General features: G+C 42.7%; 18 protein-coding genes. All 18 read right to left on the minus strand.

Features of this window, described 5'->3' with window-relative positions:
- Positions 1–12 precede the first annotated feature (12 nt).
- Positions 13–2,136 carry a sodium-translocating pyrophosphatase gene (locus HY805_11085; GenBank protein ID MBI4824751.1) on the minus strand — a complete coding sequence of 708 codons (2,124 nt, stop codon included), beginning with the start codon at positions 2,134–2,136 and terminating at the stop codon, positions 13–15.
- A gap of 37 nt (positions 2,137–2,173) precedes the next feature.
- Positions 2,174–2,608, minus strand: a complete 435-nt coding sequence (locus HY805_11090; GenBank protein MBI4824752.1) for a CBS domain-containing protein — start codon at positions 2,606–2,608, stop codon at positions 2,174–2,176.
- A complete protein-coding gene (gene qmoC / locus HY805_11095) occupies positions 2,605–3,765 on the minus strand; it encodes a quinone-interacting membrane-bound oxidoreductase complex subunit QmoC (GenBank protein MBI4824753.1) in 1,161 nt (386 codons plus the stop codon). Before qmoC ends, HY805_11090 begins: the two co-directional genes overlap by 4 nt.
- Before the next feature lie 295 nt (positions 3,766–4,060).
- Entirely contained in the window at positions 4,061–4,435 is a 375-nt protein-coding gene (locus HY805_11100; GenBank protein MBI4824754.1) for a hypothetical protein, read from the minus strand.
- A gap of 175 nt (positions 4,436–4,610) precedes the next feature.
- Complete coding sequence (gene queC / locus HY805_11105; protein ID MBI4824755.1) at positions 4,611–5,297, minus strand: 7-cyano-7-deazaguanine synthase QueC; 687 nt, start codon at positions 5,295–5,297, stop codon at positions 4,611–4,613.
- A gap of 12 nt (positions 5,298–5,309) precedes the next feature.
- A complete protein-coding gene (locus HY805_11110) occupies positions 5,310–6,353 on the minus strand; it encodes a DUF4388 domain-containing protein (GenBank protein MBI4824756.1) in 1,044 nt (347 codons plus the stop codon).
- Positions 6,344–7,990: a hypothetical protein gene (locus tag HY805_11115; protein ID MBI4824757.1), complete on the minus strand. Its 1,647-nt coding sequence runs from the start codon at positions 7,988–7,990 to the stop codon at positions 6,344–6,346. Before HY805_11115 ends, HY805_11110 begins: the two co-directional genes overlap by 10 nt.
- Entirely contained in the window at positions 7,977–8,564 is a 588-nt protein-coding gene (plsY, locus tag HY805_11120) for a glycerol-3-phosphate 1-O-acyltransferase PlsY (GenBank protein MBI4824758.1), read from the minus strand. Before plsY ends, HY805_11115 begins: the two co-directional genes overlap by 14 nt.
- Before the next feature lie 4 nt (positions 8,565–8,568).
- The gene (gene pgsA / locus HY805_11125; protein MBI4824759.1) at positions 8,569–9,138 is read right to left on the minus strand and encodes a CDP-diacylglycerol--glycerol-3-phosphate 3-phosphatidyltransferase; all 570 of its coding nucleotides are present in this window, start codon (positions 9,136–9,138) and stop codon (positions 8,569–8,571) included.
- Positions 9,119–9,652 carry an HAD-IIIA family hydrolase gene (locus HY805_11130; protein MBI4824760.1) on the minus strand — a complete coding sequence of 178 codons (534 nt, stop codon included), beginning with the start codon at positions 9,650–9,652 and terminating at the stop codon, positions 9,119–9,121. Before HY805_11130 ends, pgsA begins: the two co-directional genes overlap by 20 nt.
- A gap of 5 nt (positions 9,653–9,657) precedes the next feature.
- Positions 9,658–10,623, minus strand: coding sequence for a KpsF/GutQ family sugar-phosphate isomerase (locus tag HY805_11135; GenBank protein ID MBI4824761.1), 966 nt, complete (start codon positions 10,621–10,623; stop codon positions 9,658–9,660).
- Between the two features lie 28 nt (positions 10,624–10,651).
- The gene (locus HY805_11140) at positions 10,652–10,909 is read right to left on the minus strand and encodes a hypothetical protein (protein ID MBI4824762.1); all 258 of its coding nucleotides are present in this window, start codon (positions 10,907–10,909) and stop codon (positions 10,652–10,654) included.
- Between the two features lie 95 nt (positions 10,910–11,004).
- The gene (locus tag HY805_11145) at positions 11,005–11,826 is read right to left on the minus strand and encodes a hypothetical protein (GenBank protein ID MBI4824763.1); all 822 of its coding nucleotides are present in this window, start codon (positions 11,824–11,826) and stop codon (positions 11,005–11,007) included.
- Entirely contained in the window at positions 11,826–12,713 is an 888-nt protein-coding gene (locus tag HY805_11150) for a site-specific DNA-methyltransferase (GenBank protein ID MBI4824764.1), read from the minus strand. The genes HY805_11145 and HY805_11150 overlap by 1 nt, the downstream gene beginning before the upstream one ends.
- Positions 12,714–13,112: 399 nt before the next feature.
- Complete coding sequence (kdsA, locus tag HY805_11155; GenBank protein ID MBI4824765.1) at positions 13,113–13,946, minus strand: 3-deoxy-8-phosphooctulonate synthase; 834 nt, start codon at positions 13,944–13,946, stop codon at positions 13,113–13,115.
- Entirely contained in the window at positions 13,943–15,607 is a 1,665-nt protein-coding gene (locus HY805_11160) for a CTP synthase (GenBank protein MBI4824766.1), read from the minus strand. Before HY805_11160 ends, kdsA begins: the two co-directional genes overlap by 4 nt.
- The gene (kdsB, locus tag HY805_11165) at positions 15,586–16,344 is read right to left on the minus strand and encodes a 3-deoxy-manno-octulosonate cytidylyltransferase (GenBank protein MBI4824767.1); all 759 of its coding nucleotides are present in this window, start codon (positions 16,342–16,344) and stop codon (positions 15,586–15,588) included. Before kdsB ends, HY805_11160 begins: the two co-directional genes overlap by 22 nt.
- Before the next feature lie 148 nt (positions 16,345–16,492).
- On the minus strand, positions 16,493–17,465 hold a 973-nt coding region (locus HY805_11170; protein MBI4824768.1), incomplete at its 5' end, for a tetratricopeptide repeat protein.

Raw genomic sequence — 17,465 nt, forward strand, 5'->3', positions numbered from 1 at the left:
TATTCAAACGCTCTATAGCAGTGGAACAATCAGAAGGGCAACTATGTTTATGACCTTAATCATGGGGTTGATAGCAGGCCCTGCTGTGTCCTTATATGGGTCGCCAACCGTGTCGCCTGTGACAGAGGCTTTGTGAGCTTCGCTCTTTTTCTTATGAACAACGCCTTTATCGTCGGTAACGCCATCTTCAAAGGATTTCTTGGCATTATCCCATGCACCACCGCCTGATGTCATGGCAATAGCTTGGAAAAGACCTGTGAGTATCGAGCCTATCAGCACTCCGCCCAGTGCCTTGGCACCTGCTCCTGGAGCCATAGCCCCGAAACCAAAAGCAACGATTACAGGAACAACCACAGGCAGAAGCGCAGGTAGCATCATCTCCTTGATTGCGGACTTTGTGACGATGTCAACGCACTTGCCATACTGCGGTTTTGCCTTGTATTCCATGATGCCTGGAATCTCTCGGAACTGCCTTCTGACCTCATCGACAACACCGCCTGCTGCTTTACCGACTGCGAGCATCAGTCTGCCGCCATAGTAGTAAGGAATCAGTCCGCCGATAAAGAGACCTGCGATGATATAAGGGTCAGAGAGGTCAAATGTAACACCGCTCATCTTCTTAGAGAGCTCGCGCGCATACTCGGCAAAGAGCACGAGGGCGGCAAGAGCCGCTGAACCGATGGCATAGCCTTTGGTAACTGCCTTTGTTGTGTTTCCGACTGCATCGAGGGGGTCCGTGATATCCCTGACCGAAGATGGAAGTTCCGCCATTTCGGCAATACCGCCTGCGTTGTCCGTGATAGGTCCATATGAGTCAATGGCTACAACGATACCGGTCATGGAAAGCATAGATACAGCCGAAAGGGCTATTGCGAAGAGACCGACTCCTACATTACCGGCAAAACCTCCGCCAAGAGAAAACGCTGTCAAAATCGCCGTAACGATAACAATGGCAGGAAGTGCTGTTGCCTCCATGCTCATGGCAAGCCCGGCAATAACATTCGTGCCGTGACCGGTAAGACTGGCCTTGGCAATAGTCTTTACCGGCCTATATTCCTTGGCAGTATAATACTCCGTAATCCAGACGATGAGACCGGTTAGGGCAAGTCCTACAAAGGCGGTAAGGAAGATGGACATGGCGCTGATGTCCCATGTTTTCACTACTTCAACACCGCCTTCCATCAACTTATAATTCAATACATCGGGGATCTGAAGGAATTTGACTGCGACAAAATAGAAGGCTATTGCAGCAAGCACCCCAGAGGCCGCAAGCCCCTTATAAAGGGCGCCCATTATGTACTGGCTCTTCCCGAGCTTCACAAAGAAAGTGCCTATAATAGAGGCAATTATGGAGACGCCGCCTAACAAAAGCGGGAACATGACCCATGGGCTCTCCGCGCCAAACACGGACTTTGCAAGGAGCATTGCGGCAACTAATGTAACAGTATATGTCTCATAAAGGTCTGCTGCCATACCTGCACAGTCTCCAACATTATCTCCAACATTGTCTGCTATAACAGCAGGATTCCGCGGGTCATCCTCAGGTATTCCTGCCTCTACCTTTCCAACTAAGTCTGCACCGACATCAGCCGCCTTCGTGTAAATGCCTCCTGCTATTCGGGCAAACACGCTCATAAGCGAGCAACCAAAGCCGAGTCCCACCAATGCGTGGAATGCCTGCTCTCCAGCCATCTGCTTGGCAATTGCGAAGTACCCTGCCAATCCGATGATGCCCAGACCGACAACCATTATGCCTGTCACAGAGCCGCCTTTAAAGGAAAGGGTGAGGGCGTTCTGAAGCCCCTTGGACGCGGCCTGAGTTGTGCGGACATTGGCGCGAACCGTAACCCACATGCCGACAAAACCGGCAAGGGCAGAGCCAACCGTACCTATCACGAAGCCAATCGCTGTCCAACGCCCAAGGAAGTATGCGAGAATCCCAATAAGGACTACTGCAACCATTGCTACGGTCTTGTACTCTCTCGCAAGAAACGCATATGCGCCTTCCTTCACCGCATTGGAAATCTCTTGCATGCGCTCACTACCTGGGTCCTGCTTGGATACCCAACCTGCGGTGATGAGTGCATATGCAACACCCACTGCACCACAGATTAAAGCAAATAGAATAATACTCATCGCTAACCTCCTTACTTAAATTTAGTTTTTACTCCCATCACCCCGGATACTTATCCGTAATGTAATCCTTAAGATAATGCACCTCCTCCTGAAGGTTGCTCACCTGTGCCTTTACCACATCCCTTATGGAAAGCACACTGACAACCTTGCCTCTGTCCATGACAGGCAGATGCCTCACCTTCTTCTGTATCATTATTGACATGGCATAAGAGACATCGTTGTCAAGCTCTGCTATAAGTAGGTCCTTTGTCATCACATCCCTTATGGGAGTATTCCTAAAATCTCCCTTTGTATGCCAGCACTTAAGCACATCCCTTTCTGTGAACATGCCTGCTGGACTGCCTTTTTCCACCACAAGAAGGGCACCTATGTTTCTGTCAACCATCTTTGCAATTGCATCTGCAACCGTTGTGTCTCCATCAACTGCTATAACCTCGAATCCTTTGTTTTTTATAAGATCTTTTATCTTCATTTTTCCCTTCCTGAAACCTTTGCAAATACCATTGCAGTTGTCCTGTAGACCATATGAGCCATCTTTGAAAACGGAGAATATGCAAAAAGGAAAAATACTGCCGTAAGGTGCGTAATGTATATTGGGTATGCTAAGGACGCAACCCCTGCCAGCCTAAATACCTCCGAGAGTATACCGCTTACCACAATTGCAAATACAACAGTAATGAACAGCCAGTCATAGTAGCTTCCAACACCTGCCTTCTCACTGTTCTTAAACCTGTTGACAATAACAAGGAATATTCCTACGAGAAGGGCAATCGCACTTATATTGCCGATTATCTTCATGGGGTCTGTAAGCGGATAGGGAGATGTTCCAAAACTAAGAATGCCCGGCACTCCCTCGATGCCGAAGAACTCGTGTCCGTAAAGATAAACAAGGGCTATGGTAGTTGTAATGGCAAGCCCAACAAAGCTATAAAAGACAAAAAGATGGGAGAGTTGCCTGCCCTTTACAACATCGCACTTCCCAAACCTTTTATGGGCAAGGATTTCTTTGACTATATCAAAGATTGAGGCAGGAATATTTCCACTTACCTTCCCCCCTTGCGCCATGTCCTTCCAGTACCTTCTGATACCTGTTACAAACACCACAGCCGCAAAGATAGCAGCCAAAATGAACACAGGGTCTATAAAGAAGGTTGTCGGAATCAGGTTTGAAAATGCAATACCCTTTTCAGGGTCCAATGGGACATTGTCAAAGTTAAGTTTTCCTTTCAGCCCAAGATACCCAAGGAATATCAAAAGTGGTAGTGCCAGTAGCAGTATGAGATACTTTGGGTCTCCCACTGCCTTTGCTAAAAACTTAGGGGCCGAATAATGCTGAAGACTAAGTTTTCTTACTGCACCCAGAACCTCTCCGGGCTTTGCACCACGAGGGCAATATGCAGTGCAGTCGCTACACTGATGACATAGCCATATATCGGGGTTTCTAAAGAGCTTATCCTTAAGACCCCACTGGGCATGCAGCATCTCCTTTCTCGGAAAAGGCTTTTCCTCGGGCGTGACATTGCAGAGCACCGTGCATGTGGCACACTGGAAGCACTTCTTAAGGGATTCGCCACCTCCTGCAATCACTTCATTAATAAACTTTAAATCAGGCTTTATTATCTCTGCCATTGATACCTCCTATCTTTTTAAATGCCCTATAGTTTACCTTAATTTGCAACATTTAAGTTATGCGGTTCTTCTGGTCTTTTATGTTGTCAACATCAAGAAAATAGAACCGTCCCGTTTTCTGTTCTATTTTTACATAAAAATTTCAACTCATTCTCTGCCCCCTTATGCCCCATGGAAGCCGATTTTTCAAACTCAATGCATGAAGCGATAGCTATTATAACTACTTCCCTCCTTTAAGTCACGAGATGTTGTCCCTTCCTTTCGTTGAAGTAGGAAGGACTCCGGTTGCATTATCTTAAGCAGCCGCCTCCTTTCTGTCAAGACTTTTATGCTGTAAAACAGCAACGAGCTTTGGTATCTCCCTGTAGCCTTGGACGCGCCTGAACTTTCTCTCGGCCATTAAGAGGGCGGCCACAGCCCACCGCTGAACCATATCTCCACCCCTCCAGCGTTTCACTCTTCCGGTGACCGTCCTTGTAACCGAGAAGCATGACTCGATGGGATTCGTAGTCGAAAGGGTCTTCTTCAAAAGCCCCGTAACGCCGAGCTTATGGAGTGTAAGGGTCTCCTCAAGCCCCTCCCTTAAGCTTGCCGCCGCAGAGGGATTCAGCCTCTCAAGATACTTCACCGTCAAATCAAGAGACTCCTTGGCATTGGCGTAATCCGCCATGTTGTAGGCCGTGCGAATCCGCGCATCTATGGCGTTCTGGTGCTCGGGGGGGAAGCTGCTCGTCGCTTCCTACTTCAACAACTTACAGGGACATCATCCTACCAGGCAAAACAGTTTCTTGATTACTTAAATAAAATCCAATAAAAGGACAGACTTTGAACCCTGCGGGATAATCTCAGACAATAAGCGGGTCTTTCACACCAGCCTCTATGAAGCCCTTCTGCCTTATAAGGCAACTACTACATCTTAGACATGGGGTCTTTTCTGGCTGGGGGTCATAACAGCTCCATGTAAGTGCATAATCAAGCCCAAGCTCAGTGCCTTTCTCGATTATCTCTCCTTTGGTCATATAAAGGAGGGGGGCGATTATTCTAAACCTCATTTTTCCTTCGGCAGATGCCTTTGTGGCAAGGTTTGCCATCAGCTCGAATGCCTTAAGATAAACAGGACGACAGTCAGGGTAACCGCTATAGTCCATGATATTTGCACCTATAAAAATGTCCTCTGCACTAAGCACTTCAGCCCATGAGAGGGCAAATGAGAGGAATATGGTGTTTCTTGCAGGCACATAGGTTATAGGGATGTTTTGTTCTATGAGATTTAAAGGCATAACTGCCTTTGGAACTTTGATGTCATTGGCTGTAAGTGCAGAGCCACCAATGTCTCTCAGGTTGAATTTTACTATAAGGTGTTTTTTTACGCCTGCATGTTCTGCAACCCTTTTTGCCGATTCAAGCTCTACAATGTGTCTTTGTTCGTAGTCAAAACTCAGGGCATAAAGTTCATATCCCTCAGACTTTGCAAGAAACAGGGCTGTAGAGGAATCGATTCCGCCGCTTAAAAGGACAACTGCTTTGGTCATACGTATTTCCTGCTAATATATATCATCCTCTGTGCCTTCTTTTGCATCGGGTCCCTTGCTGAAAAGGACAAAGCCATTTTCTATAAGTGTATACGAATAGGGCTGTCCCCACAGGTCGGTGGTGTCGCCAATCTGTTTGACTGTGAGTGGATAAGAGCCTTTTTCATACCAGTATGCCTCTATCTCCTGCCTTAATACATCTATTTCCTTGGATGTCTTAATGTCCTTTATATCTCTGCTTATCTCAGGAAGGCTGATTAATGAGATAAAGAGGGCTATCAATATTGCCAACAAAGGAATAATCCTTATACCGGGAATGCCGACTGCCTTTGGTTTCACTGCCTCTTTGGCAATCGGCAGAACCTGTTTTGGTGCTACAATGCCTTTATCAAGCAAGGCAAGAAGGGTCTTTGAAACTTGAAAACTGTCTATTCCGCTTGCATCCGTTATAGCATTGACATTGCTTACACCATCAACGAGTTTTAATATCTCCTGTTCATCATAAGTCAGCACAACATCTGTCTTTTGTGTTTTTTCAAAGACCGAGTCGAGATTAATCTTTCCCTCTATTAATGTCCATTCATCGACTACCCTCAAGCCGTCCATCAAGAGATGCTGGGTGTCTAAAGAAAGGGGGATGTCTTTGTCCACAGGGACTCCCTGTGGCTTGAACTCATACCTGCCTTCTTTCCATGCAAGAAGCTGGGTAACTATTTCTGTTATCTGCACCGTAAGGATTTCCTGTATCTGTTCCTTTTTGGCAAGACTCTTTTTAAGCAGGATGTGGCCTAATTTAGCGCCGGTTTTTCTCTGCTCTTCCATTGCCATACGAAGCTCATTCTCAGGGACAATGCCCTTTTTAAGGAGGATTCTTCCGAGCCTGTTTCCTTCGGGCCTTTTTTTGGATTCAGCAAGAACTATCTTGCCTTCGTAAAATAGAAGCCTTACCCTGTCAAGCCTGCTTTCGAGAGTCAAGACACCTGTTTTTCGCTGATAATAAAGAAGCTGAAGTATATCGGCAAGACCAAATTCCCTTAAAGAGCCTTCTAAAGCCATCCCTTCTTTTGCCTCCTTTGTATGGCTAAAATGGACAGAAGATACAAAATAACTATCGATACCAAAGCAGGCACATAAAGCCAGCTATGATTATATCGAGAAGGTGGAGAAAGCCTGGTGAAAATCCAATTAAGCGTAAGCACCATCAGAGGAAACATAAATAGCCAGAGGTAAATAAATCCTATCAGGAGCTTCCCTGAGTATAAATGTGCAATGCCCGGCGGAGCAAACGAAAGCATTCCTGTAATCTTTCTCTTTTTATCTTTTTGCTCATGTATGGAAAGAAGGATTGCTACCTTCTCTTTCGGAGCTCTCTCGGTAGGCGTAATGAAGGAGCTATAGCATTTCGAACACATATCTGCCTTTGCCCTTTTGGCACATTTGCCGCAAAAAACCGAGCCACATCTTGCACAAAACCGTGGCTTGTGCTTTGATTTCCTATCGATAAAATAAAAAAGCACAATCAAAAAAACCGCGCTGAGGGAAATGAGTAAGGGATTAATGGCAAAGACCCTTATTATTTCCCTGTGCTCCTTGACTGCAATGTCCCAGTAGTCTTTTTCGGTGAGTGTCGTGTCCATGACAAAGCGATTTGGACTCCTACTTGTAATTGCAGTGAACGAGGAGACCATGTCTCTGTTTAGGTTGACGGCTTGAAGAAAATACTCCTCCCCTTTTGGAAAATCGAATGTGTCACGATAGACCTGACTGAGATTATAAAGTCCTGCTACAGACTTCTTAATAGCAATCGCCCTATCGTAAGATTGCTTTGCAAGCTCCATCTCGCCAAGACCAACATAGGCATTACCCATGTTAATATAGACCCTGTGGTCATTTTTATCTGCAAGAGCCATATATTCTGCTATTGCTTCCTCGAACCTGCCTTCTTTTTTCAGGGCAAGGGCATAGGAAAACCTCGATACGAAATCCGCTTTACCCATAAGGGTCTGAACCGCATGCCTTGTATCCCTTCCCTCATTTACTGACACAATTGCCCTCAACTCAGGCGAGGAGGCTGAAAACAATATGTTTGCCTGTCTCAGAAAGATAGGTGAAAAAAGGATTAAGAGAAGTGTTGCGTAAACTAAAACCTTATCTGCCCTTTTAACATAAAGCCCTGTGATGAGCAATACACCTGCTATAAAAAACAGTGGACCTAATAGGGAACAGAAGATTACGATAAGTAGAAGGGCAAGTTTTTTCCTGTTTTCCTCTATCTCATGTCTGATGAGTGGTATGGTCTTTGGAAGCTGTATTAGAAGCACTAAGGTTACTGATATAACAAATGACAGTAGGAGGCTTACATACAAGAGCCGAATGAGGCTCAGTCGCCACCAGAAGTTCCTCTTATACGCCTTTATGCCATCGAGGATATAGTCGCTGGATGCAAATATATCGGGAAGGACTTCCTTTGAAAGCTTAAAATAAAATAAAGGGGTGTCAGGAGAGTGCCGAATGGCATCTGAAAGGAGCTGTCTTTTATCTTGAGAGGTCTCTGCTTTTTTGCTCAGGGTATAAGAGTAAGGCTCGTTGTTTCTAATGCCTCTATCGAGTTGCTCTTCGTATATGTTGCTTGCCGAGGCATAAGGGCACAGAAGTAGGAGAAGGACAAGTAGAACAATCTCAAATCTTCTCACCAAATCCCCTTTCAGTGCCTTTTAAAAGCCTTTTTATATTACCAATGTGCCTTATAAAAATGAAAAGCGAGATTATACCTGCTATAACTATTTTCTCCCTGCCTTCACCGAGCATAAAAGCAATAAGTGGCAGAAACGCAAATGTCACCAGTGCACCAAGCGAGGAATACCTTGTTATGAGCGCAACTAAAAGCCATATTGCAATTGCAATCATACCTGCTTGTGGCATATAAATCAATACAGCCCCAAGGCTTGTTGCAACACCCTTGCCTCCTCTAAATCCTAAAAATAAAGAGAAATTATGACCTGCTATGGCTGAAATACCTAAGATGCCTTCATAAAATGCACCAACACCCAGTGCCCTTCCAATTGCAACTGCTGCCACACCCTTAAGGCTGTCTCCAAGAAGTGTAAGTATGCCTGCCATCCTGCCAGCAGACCTCAGGATGTTTGTTGCACCGATGTTCCCACTGCCAACCTTCCTCGGGTCAATGCCTTTCATCCTTGCGATTATTAAGCCAAATGGTATAGAGCCTAAGATAAAGGAATAGATTATAAGCAGGGTAAGTTTCATCTATTCAGTCATGCTCTGGCATATTCAAGAGCTTTCTTGAGAAGTTTACCGAATATTGAATCCCCGACACGATGGAAAGTAAAACTGCTACCCATATCAAGACGGTCCCTATATCAAAGAGGTCAATGCCAAATATCGCCTGAGGAGGTATCGACCTGCCCAGTATGAGGAATATTATTGCAGTGAACTGGGCAGTTGTCTTCAGCTTTCCGCCCATCTCTGCCTTAATCACTATGTCCTTTGAAAGGGCAACGACCCTGAGTCCTGTTATGAGAAATTCCCTTACTATGATTATAATAGCTATCCACACCGAGACCTTTCCCATGTCAACGAGCAGTATGAGGGCTGATATGACGAGGAATTTATCCGCAATGGGGTCAAGTATTATTCCAAATTTCGTTATCTGTCCTGACCTTCTTGCAAAATAGCCATCAAAGAGGTCTGTCAGAGATGCAATGGCAAATACAAGGGCACCCCAAAAAGGATGAAATGGTGTAATCAGGATAAAAAGCGGTATTACGATAATCCTGCTTAATGTAAGTATAGTTGGTAGATTAAATCTCAGAGTACTCATCGATGAGTTTATCCCAGAGCCCTTTAGACCTGAGAAGGAAATCTATTACCTCTCTCACAGCGCCCCTTCCTCCTCTTTTTTTTGTAATCATCATGGCAAATGACTTTGCCTCTTCTTCTGCATCGGAAACTGCCACAGAAAGCCCTGCACGCCTGAAAAGAGGGATGTCCACTATATCATCCCCTATATAGGCTATCTCGGAATCCGAGATACCGAATTTGCTAAGCACCTGCTCGTATGCAACTGACTTTATGTGACAACGCTGATAAACCTCTGTTATGCCCAACTCTTTCGCCCTTCTTTCAACTACCTTTGAATACCTTCCTGTAATAATGGCAACATGTATCCCAGCCCTTTGGAGCATCTTTATTCCATGTCCATCCCTTACATGAAATGCCTTAAGCTCATTGCCTCTGTTATCTAAAACAATAGAGCCATCTGTAAGAACACCGTCTACATCGAGAATGAGGAGCTTAATGTTTTTTGCTTTTTTAGTTAGTTCTTTTTTTGAGATCTTTCTCACACTATCCCCTTCTTTAAAATATCATGTAGATGAATAATGCCCTCTGCCTTTCCATCCTCATCAGGCACAACCAAAGCTGTAATGGACAAGCCCTCCATTATTGACAATGCCTTTGCCGCAAGCTCATCTGCCTTTATTGTCCTTGGATTTTTTGTCATCACCTCCCCTGCACGCATCTCAAATACCTTCTGACCCCATTTCTCTATGCCTCTTCTTAAATCTCCGTCTGTTACGATTCCCATAATCATGCCTTGCTTATCGGTGACAGTGGTCATACCGAGTCTTTTTGAGGAAATCTCAATCACAGTCTGAGTCATCGGTGTATCGAGATAAACCTTTGGGATTTCATCACCTTTGTGCATAAGGTCAGAGACCTTTATGAGGAGTTTTTTGCCGAGGCTCCCTTCTGGATGAAACGATGCAAAGTCTTCTTCTTTGAGTCCTTGCTTAATTAGAAGCGAAACTGCCAAGGCGTCTCCCATTGCAAGTGCGGCTGTTGTTGATGCAGTTGGCACTATGCCTAAAGGACATGCCTCCTCTTTGACGGATATGTCAATATTGACATCAGAGGACTTTACAAGGGTAGAGTGCGGATTTCCGCTCATCGAGATTAAGCTTACATTAAACCTTTTAAGGTATGGCAGAAGCCTGACGAGTTCCTCTGTCTCTCCGCTGTTTGAGATGGCTATGATTACATCATCCTTTGTGACCATACCCAGGTCCCCATGTCCTGCCTCAGCAGGATGAAGGAAAAACGAAGGAGTGCCAGTTGAGGCTAAGGTTGCAGCTATCTTTTTTCCAACAAGACCTGATTTACCCATTCCTGTTACAACAACCCTGCCCTTAGAGCTATGAATAAGCTCTACTGCCCTTTCAAAGTCACTATTGAGCTTATCTATGAGGTCTCTTATAGCCTCTGACTCAATCCTTAAGACCCTTTTTGCAATATCAAGAACACTCATATCTTATAATCCACCCCTAAAAATAGAATCATTCCTCAGTAACCCTGTAAACCACATCGTGCTCCCTTACATGGTCTTTTACCTTAATAGCAATATCATCACCTTTCTTTGCATGGGTTACATTGTCATGTTCAATCTGTATAGATTCCACCTTCTGTGTGAAGTCTGTAGTGTGCCCCTTGATGTGAATGGTATCGCCAATCTTTAATTCACCCTCAAGGACTATAGCACCTACAAACAGTTTGCTGTAATAATGGCTTATAACACCTATTCTTTGTTCCATCATCTTTTCCCCCTTATGGTTTTTCTTCTATGGGTCATAGACCATTTTTGCTTCACCAAGAATGTTCATTGTAGTATGGTTTTTAAATTTTCCCTCCACTATAATGATACCTGCAAAACAAGAAAATAACCGTTAAAGTGATGCTTTATTTTGAAAATATTGAATTGTCCCAGGTCAAAGACCAATTCTGCTTTATTCAGTATTTCTTTTTCTTCCTTCTCGTTGTGGCATGGTAGAATAAAATTCAGCGTATCATCCTTTATTTCAGGGTATTTCTTTGAATTTAAAATATTTCCCTCTGCTTTTACTTCGGTCATAATTCTAAAACGCAATTTTACGGATGCTTTCTCTACATTTCTAACCTTACTAAAATTTTCTTGCTGAGAAAAAATGGTTAAAAGGGTTTGCTTAAACTTCTCTGAAATCTCTTTTCCACTCTCTTTTAATCGTTCTTCTAAAACTTGTGAAAAAGATTGGCTTATCAGATTCTCTATGCTAATTGTTTCAAAAAAGCTGCCATAGACAAGACAAATTTTTGTATGGTTCTTTTTTCTTCCTCTGACAAGATAATACACATCTCTTACGGGCAATGAGAAAATCTCATTGCCAACTTCTTCCATTTGTTGCTTAATTATACTATTCTCTCCAGTAATAATCTCTTCAACCTTTTTGCTTCGGGAAGGGATAGTCGAATTGAAGGATGAGACAGTGTAAGAATCGCTGTCTTTTAGCTCTATCAACTCACCACCTGTAAATATTTTTCTATCCGTATTAAGACGAATAGCCATATCTGGGAAAACACCATCATTTTTGCAGGACAATAGCTTCTTGTCAAATGAAAACTGGTCCAACTTTTTGGTTTTTCTTAAAAGATGTTTTTGCTGAACTAAAGAGTAAAAGAAATGATAAATGGAATACATTATTCTCCAAACAATGTTAAAATTTCTTCTTTTTTTGATATAGCTGTGGCAAAATCAATATCCCATATCTTTTTCAGATTATCCGTATAAATATAATCCTTGTAAAAGCGAAGTGTGCTATCTGATTTGCTAATGCCTTTCATACGAGTTTTGATACACTTTACATTTTCTGAATCAAGCTCAATCCCGATAGATTTTCTTCCGAGTTGCTCGGCAACAACCAGTGTCGTTCCTGTGCCTGCAAATGGGTCTAATACGGTATCTCCAATCTTCGTGGAAGATAGAATTATTCTTAACAGGAGTGCTATTGGTGATTGCTGTTTGTGAAACCTCTCTCCACTTTCTTTTCTGATAGCTTCATCGCCTGCAAAATACCCTGCTGTTAGTTCGCGAATGTTATCCCATACATCTGTTAAGTAAACCCCATTTTCTCTTTCATGTTTGTAATTGGCAGGCAATGGTGGAGAAATTCGTAAGCGGTTGAAAACCCTTAAGGTTGTGCCTTTTGTAGCAAAAGCAATAACCTGATAATGTTTGCCAAATTTGTTTGAACAAGGAACTGCAGAAGTTTTTTTCTTCCAGATGATAAGATTTTGAAATGTCCATCCTGATTCACGAAGACATTGCAAGACAAATTCCGTGTTTTTTTCTCTCTGCATAAAATAAATTGCTCCGCCATGAGATGTTATTTCATAAACACCTTTGCAAACTTGTTCCATCATTTGCCAGTATTCGTGTTCCGGTAAATTATCATTCCATGAATTGTATTCTTTATCCTGATTAAAAGGGGGATCTAAAAAAGTCAACCCGATGTTTTCGATCCCGAATATTTGGGATTCTGAAAGATACTTTAAGCAATCCCCCTGAAAAATCTTGTAATTACTCATAATTCTCCCATTCAGATTGCTGCCTATCAATGTCCAGATTTTTTTCTATATAAGGCAAAAAATTCTTGTCAGAGAATAATTCATAGGCACGCTTACTGTATTTGTTTGCCTTTTTACGACTGAGCATCCAATCCGATTCCCAATACATCGATTCATTTGAATCAATACCTAATTCTGATAAAATAACATTAATCGTAGTAATGAAAGATATTCTCCTTGTTTTTTTATGAATTGCTTTTATTGAAAAATGGTTGTTATTGCAATTGCAATAACAGTTGAATATTTTATAATCATATCGAATTCCTTTTATTGAAGTTTTCATAACACAAAAATAATTAAGCTGATTTTAATGTTGTTATACTACCACACTGTGGTTTTTTATGCTTCATTTTCGGTCTCTTATATTCCTTGATTAGCCTTAATAAGGTCATAAATTGCCCTGACCGTCTTTAGCATTCCCTCCACCTCCCCAAGCGGGAGCATATTCGGTCCATCGCATAGTGCCTTATCAGGCTCAGGATGAACCTCTATGAAAAGACCGTCTATACCAACTGCCACAGCAGCCCTTGCAAGTGGCTCTGCAAATTCCCTTTGACCTCCTGATGATGAGCCTCTTCCACCTGGAAGCTGAAGGCTATGAGTTACATCAAACACAACTGGGTAGCCAAAAGATCGCATTATGGGAATTGCCCTGAAATCCACAACGAGGTTATTGTAGCCGAATGTTGTTCCCCTTTCTGTGATGAATACATTTTTATTACCTGTTGAGACGAATTTCTCTATTATGTTTTTTATATCCCATGGTGCAAGAAACTGTCCTTTTTTTATATTGACAGGCTTGCCTGTATTACCTGCTGAAACTATGATGTCTGTCTGCCTTGAAAGAAACGCAGGTATCTGAAGACAATCGAGCACCTCTACCGCAGGTTTTATCTCAGTAACAGAGTGAATATCAGAGATAAGAGGGATGTCAAGCTTGCTCTTTATGTCCTGAAGAATCCTTAGTCCTTTATCAATCCCCGGGCCTCTGAATGAGCTTATGGATGTCCTATTTGCCTTATCATATGAGCTTTTGAAGACAAATCCAAGCCCGACCCTGCCACATATCTCCTTAAGGGTTTTTGCAGTGTGCATGGTTATGTCTTGGCTTTCAATAACGCATGGACCTGCAATTATAAGTAGAGGGGCAGAGCCACCCAATTCAGCACCTCCTATGTTTAGCTTTCTTGTCATTTGGCTTCCCTTACAGTGTCTGTTTCCGTAAATAACGAGCGTCTTTCTTTCAAGGATGCCTCTATGAATGCCTTAAAAAGCGGATGTGGCTCTGTTGGGCGGGACTTGAATTCAGGGTGAAACTGGCATCCTAAAAACCATGGATGCCCTTTAATCTCAACAATCTCTACGAGTTCTCCATCAGGGCTCACACCGCTTATCACAATGCCCTTTTCCACAAGAATGTCCATGTATTTATTATTGAACTCATATCTATGTCTATGCCTTTCCGAGATTTCTTTTATCCTGTACGCCTTGAAGGCATTTGTGCCCTCTTTGATGACACACGGGTATGCCCCGAGCCTCATCGTTCCGCCTTTTTCGGAAAGCTCTGTTCTTTCTTCCATTTTGCCTGTTTTCGGGTTATACCATTTCTCCATAAGGTATATCACAGGGTAAGCTATATTCGGGTCAAACTCTGTGCTGTTGGCATTAAGTCCTGCCACATTTCTTGCAAACTCTATAACTGCGCACTGCATCCCAAGGCATATCCCGAAATATGGAATCAGCTTTTCCCTTGCATATCTTATAGCACTTATTTTGCCTTCTATACCTCTAATGCCAAATCCTCCGGGAACGAGGATTCCATCTATCTCGGAAAGATATTTTTCGGTTCCATGCATCTCTATATCCTCAGAGTCTATCCAGTGAAGAAGAACCCTCGCATCGTTTGCAATACCTCCATGAGTCAATGCCTCCATAAGACTCTTATAAGAGTCTTTAAGCCCTGTATATTTTCCTACGATTGCGATGTTTACCTCGTTTTTTGGCTCCTTGACCTTTCTTGCTATGTCTTTCCACACCGAGAGGTCAGGCTCCTCTTTATTTAAGCTGAATTTTTTTGAAATCAGGTTATCTAAGCCCTCCTCATGAAGAGAAAGCGGAACCTCGTATATGCTTTCAACATCTATGGCAGAGATTACAGAGTCTATGTCCATGTTTGAGTGGATGGCTATTTTTTTCTTTATGCCCGAAGGAAGTTGCCTGTCTGTTCTACAAAGAAGGATATCGGGCTGTATACCTATCTCCCTTAGTTCCTTGACACTGTGCTGTGTGGGCTTTGTCTTTAGCTCTCCTGATGTCTTTATATATGGCACGAGTGTTAGATGCATGTAAAGGACATTTTCCCTTCCCACATCATACCTCATCTGCCTTATTGCCTCAAGAAAAGGCAGGCTCTCTATGTCTCCTATGGTTCCGCCTATCTCAACGATAACGACATCATAGTTATTGGATGCTGACTTGATGGCTAAGCGGATTTCATCTGTTATGTGAGGGATAACCTGAACGGTTTCTCCTAAGTAATCGCCCTTTCGCTCCTTTGTAATCACATTGTAGTAAATCCTTCCTGTTGTGTAATTGTTAGCCTGCGATGTCCTTATGTGAGTGAACCTTTCGTAATGTCCCAAGTCTAAGTCTGTCTCGGCACCATCGTCTGTGACAAACACCTCTCCGTGCTGAAATGGGCTTAATGTTCCGGGGTCGACATTGATATATGGGTCAAGCTTTTGAATGGTAACCTTTAAGCCTTTTGCCTCAAGAATGGCACCTGTTGCAGCAGCCGCTATACCCTTTCCTAAGGATGAAAGCACACCGCCTGTTACAAAGATAAACTTAGGCATCTTTCTACCTTTTTAATGTCTTTTTCCGTATCAACGCCAATGGTGTCAAAGGATGTTTCCCTAACCTTAATCCTCATGCCTGCTTCCAGTGCCCTTAATTGCTCGAGCCTCTCGGTCTCCTCGAGATGTGAGGCATTCATCTCAGAAAGCCTTATGAGGGCAGACTTTCTATAACTGTAAATCCCTATATGCTTGTAAAGCGAAACCCCCGAGTTTTGTATTGCAGTAAGATTCAGAGTCTTCCACTTATCCCTATGATAGGGTATTGGGGATCTTGAAAAATAAAGGGCAAACCCTTCTTTGTCAAAAACAACCTTAACCACATTCGGGTTAAGTATCTCCTTTGGGTTTTGTATCTTTCTGGCAAGTGTTCCTACCGATGCCCTTTTGTCTTCAAGCAATTCTATGACATCATCTATCATTTCTCCCCTTATAAGCGGCTCATCACCTTGAACATTTACAATTATATCATAATCGAGCTTTAATGATGCCTCTGAGACCCTGTCTGTGCCAGAGAGGTGACTCATTGAGGTCATTACAGCCTTTCCGCCAAATGAGGTGACTGTCTCGAGGATTCTTTTACTGTCCGTTGCAACTATAACTTCCTCTGCCAGTTTTGAGCCCATGGAGTTTTCATACACATGCTGAATGAGGGGTTTACCCTTAATGGGTATAAGGGGTTTGCCCGGAAGCCGGGTCGAGCCCAATCTCGAAGGGATTATCACAATAGCAGACATAGGATATTATATAAAATTACTTAGGATAAAATCGCCTTCTTCTTATTATATTTAAATTTTACCCTATCGTGTCTCGGTAGTAGATTTATATATATCATTTAGAGATTGTTGGGCCTGGGAATCAGCAGGGTTTAACTGCAATGCCATCTCATAATGCTTTATCAGTTAAGCCTTTTAACCTATATGCATTACCGAGATTATAATGTGCCTTAGAAAAGTGAGGCTTCAGCCTTAAGGCTGTCTCAAAGCATTTTATAGCTTCGGTAGCCAAGCCTTTAGCCCAATAAGCAAGACCGAGATTATTATATATATCTGCATTATTCGGAGTTAGCTGCAAAGTGATCTGAAATTGTTCTATTGCCTTATCATATAAACCTTTAGAACCATAAGCACTGCCAAGATTGTTATGCCCTATTGCTTTCAAAGGAGATTTTCTTACCACATCCTCCCATAAACTTATCTTGCTTTTCCATACAGTATTCCGATTATATGTGGCAGGTGAAAGCACAAGTGGCACCAAAGCCAAAAATGATAATATGGCTGTCTGCGTCTTCTTATTCTTAAGCCTTTCTGTAAATAGAAATGCCCCTGTTACTATGGCAGTAAACACCCCTATTGACGGCAAATAAACCCTATATTCATTAATCACCATCGGTATTGGGATTATGCTTGACTCTACTGAAAGGGCTATGAAGAACCAGAAGATGCCAAAAGAGATAAGCCTTAATGTAGGATAAGACTTAGACCTCAAAAGTAGATAAAACGCAAAGACAAAGATAGATAAAAGAAATAAAAACGATAAAAAGACCTGAATGTCAAAAAATGAATGATATACAGGGTAGTCATAATATATATTCTGGGTTACCGGTAAAAATAAAAGCCTTATATATGTGACAATCACCCTTGATTGTGTAAGAAGATAATCCACCCTTGATATGCCCCCATAGCCTCTAGTTGCCGACTCTATCCCACTTATTATCTCTCCAACAGGCTTATCGATGCCTATAAGAGTAAGGGGAATAATAAGCATAGTTAAAAGAAATGGGATAAGCCATAAGACCCTCTTTGCAATTGTGCCTTTAAAGAAAAAGAATTCATAAAGGGTTATGACAACTGGAAGG

The sequence above is a fragment of the Nitrospirota bacterium genome (genome assembly GCA_016207905.1).
Taxonomy (GTDB): Bacteria; Nitrospirota; Thermodesulfovibrionia; order Thermodesulfovibrionales; family JdFR-86; genus JACQZC01.

Bases quoted from the DNA above. Each gene is read 5' to 3' on its own strand.
- plsY (MBI4824758.1), bottom strand. From the start codon at position 8,564: ATGAAACTTACCCTGCTTATAATCTATTCCTTTATCTTAGGCTCTATA.
- HY805_11140 (MBI4824762.1), bottom strand. From the start codon at position 10,909: ATGATGGAACAAAGAATAGGTGTTATAAGCCATTATTACAGCAAACTG.
- HY805_11110 (MBI4824756.1), bottom strand. From the start codon at position 6,353: ATGGCTTTAGAAGGCTCTTTAAGGGAATTTGGTCTTGCCGATATACTT.
- HY805_11085 (MBI4824751.1), bottom strand. From the start codon at position 2,136: ATGAGTATTATTCTATTTGCTTTAATCTGTGGTGCAGTGGGTGTTGCA.
- HY805_11135 (MBI4824761.1), bottom strand. From the start codon at position 10,623: ATGAGTGTTCTTGATATTGCAAAAAGGGTCTTAAGGATTGAGTCAGAG.
- HY805_11090 (MBI4824752.1), bottom strand. From the start codon at position 2,608: ATGAAGATAAAAGATCTTATAAAAAACAAAGGATTCGAGGTTATAGCA.
- qmoC (MBI4824753.1), bottom strand. From the start codon at position 3,765: ATGGCAGAGATAATAAAGCCTGATTTAAAGTTTATTAATGAAGTGATT.
- HY805_11145 (MBI4824763.1), bottom strand. From the start codon at position 11,826: ATGTATTCCATTTATCATTTCTTTTACTCTTTAGTTCAGCAAAAACAT.
- kdsA (MBI4824765.1), bottom strand. From the start codon at position 13,946: ATGACAAGAAAGCTAAACATAGGAGGTGCTGAATTGGGTGGCTCTGCC.
- pgsA (MBI4824759.1), bottom strand. From the start codon at position 9,138: ATGAGTACTCTGAGATTTAATCTACCAACTATACTTACATTAAGCAGG.
- HY805_11150 (MBI4824764.1), bottom strand. From the start codon at position 12,713: ATGAGTAATTACAAGATTTTTCAGGGGGATTGCTTAAAGTATCTTTCA.
- HY805_11160 (MBI4824766.1), bottom strand. From the start codon at position 15,607: ATGCCTAAGTTTATCTTTGTAACAGGCGGTGTGCTTTCATCCTTAGGA.
- HY805_11100 (MBI4824754.1), bottom strand. From the start codon at position 4,435: ATGGCGGATTACGCCAATGCCAAGGAGTCTCTTGATTTGACGGTGAAG.
- kdsB (MBI4824767.1), bottom strand. From the start codon at position 16,344: ATGTCTGCTATTGTGATAATCCCTTCGAGATTGGGCTCGACCCGGCTT.
- queC (MBI4824755.1), bottom strand. From the start codon at position 5,297: ATGACCAAAGCAGTTGTCCTTTTAAGCGGCGGAATCGATTCCTCTACA.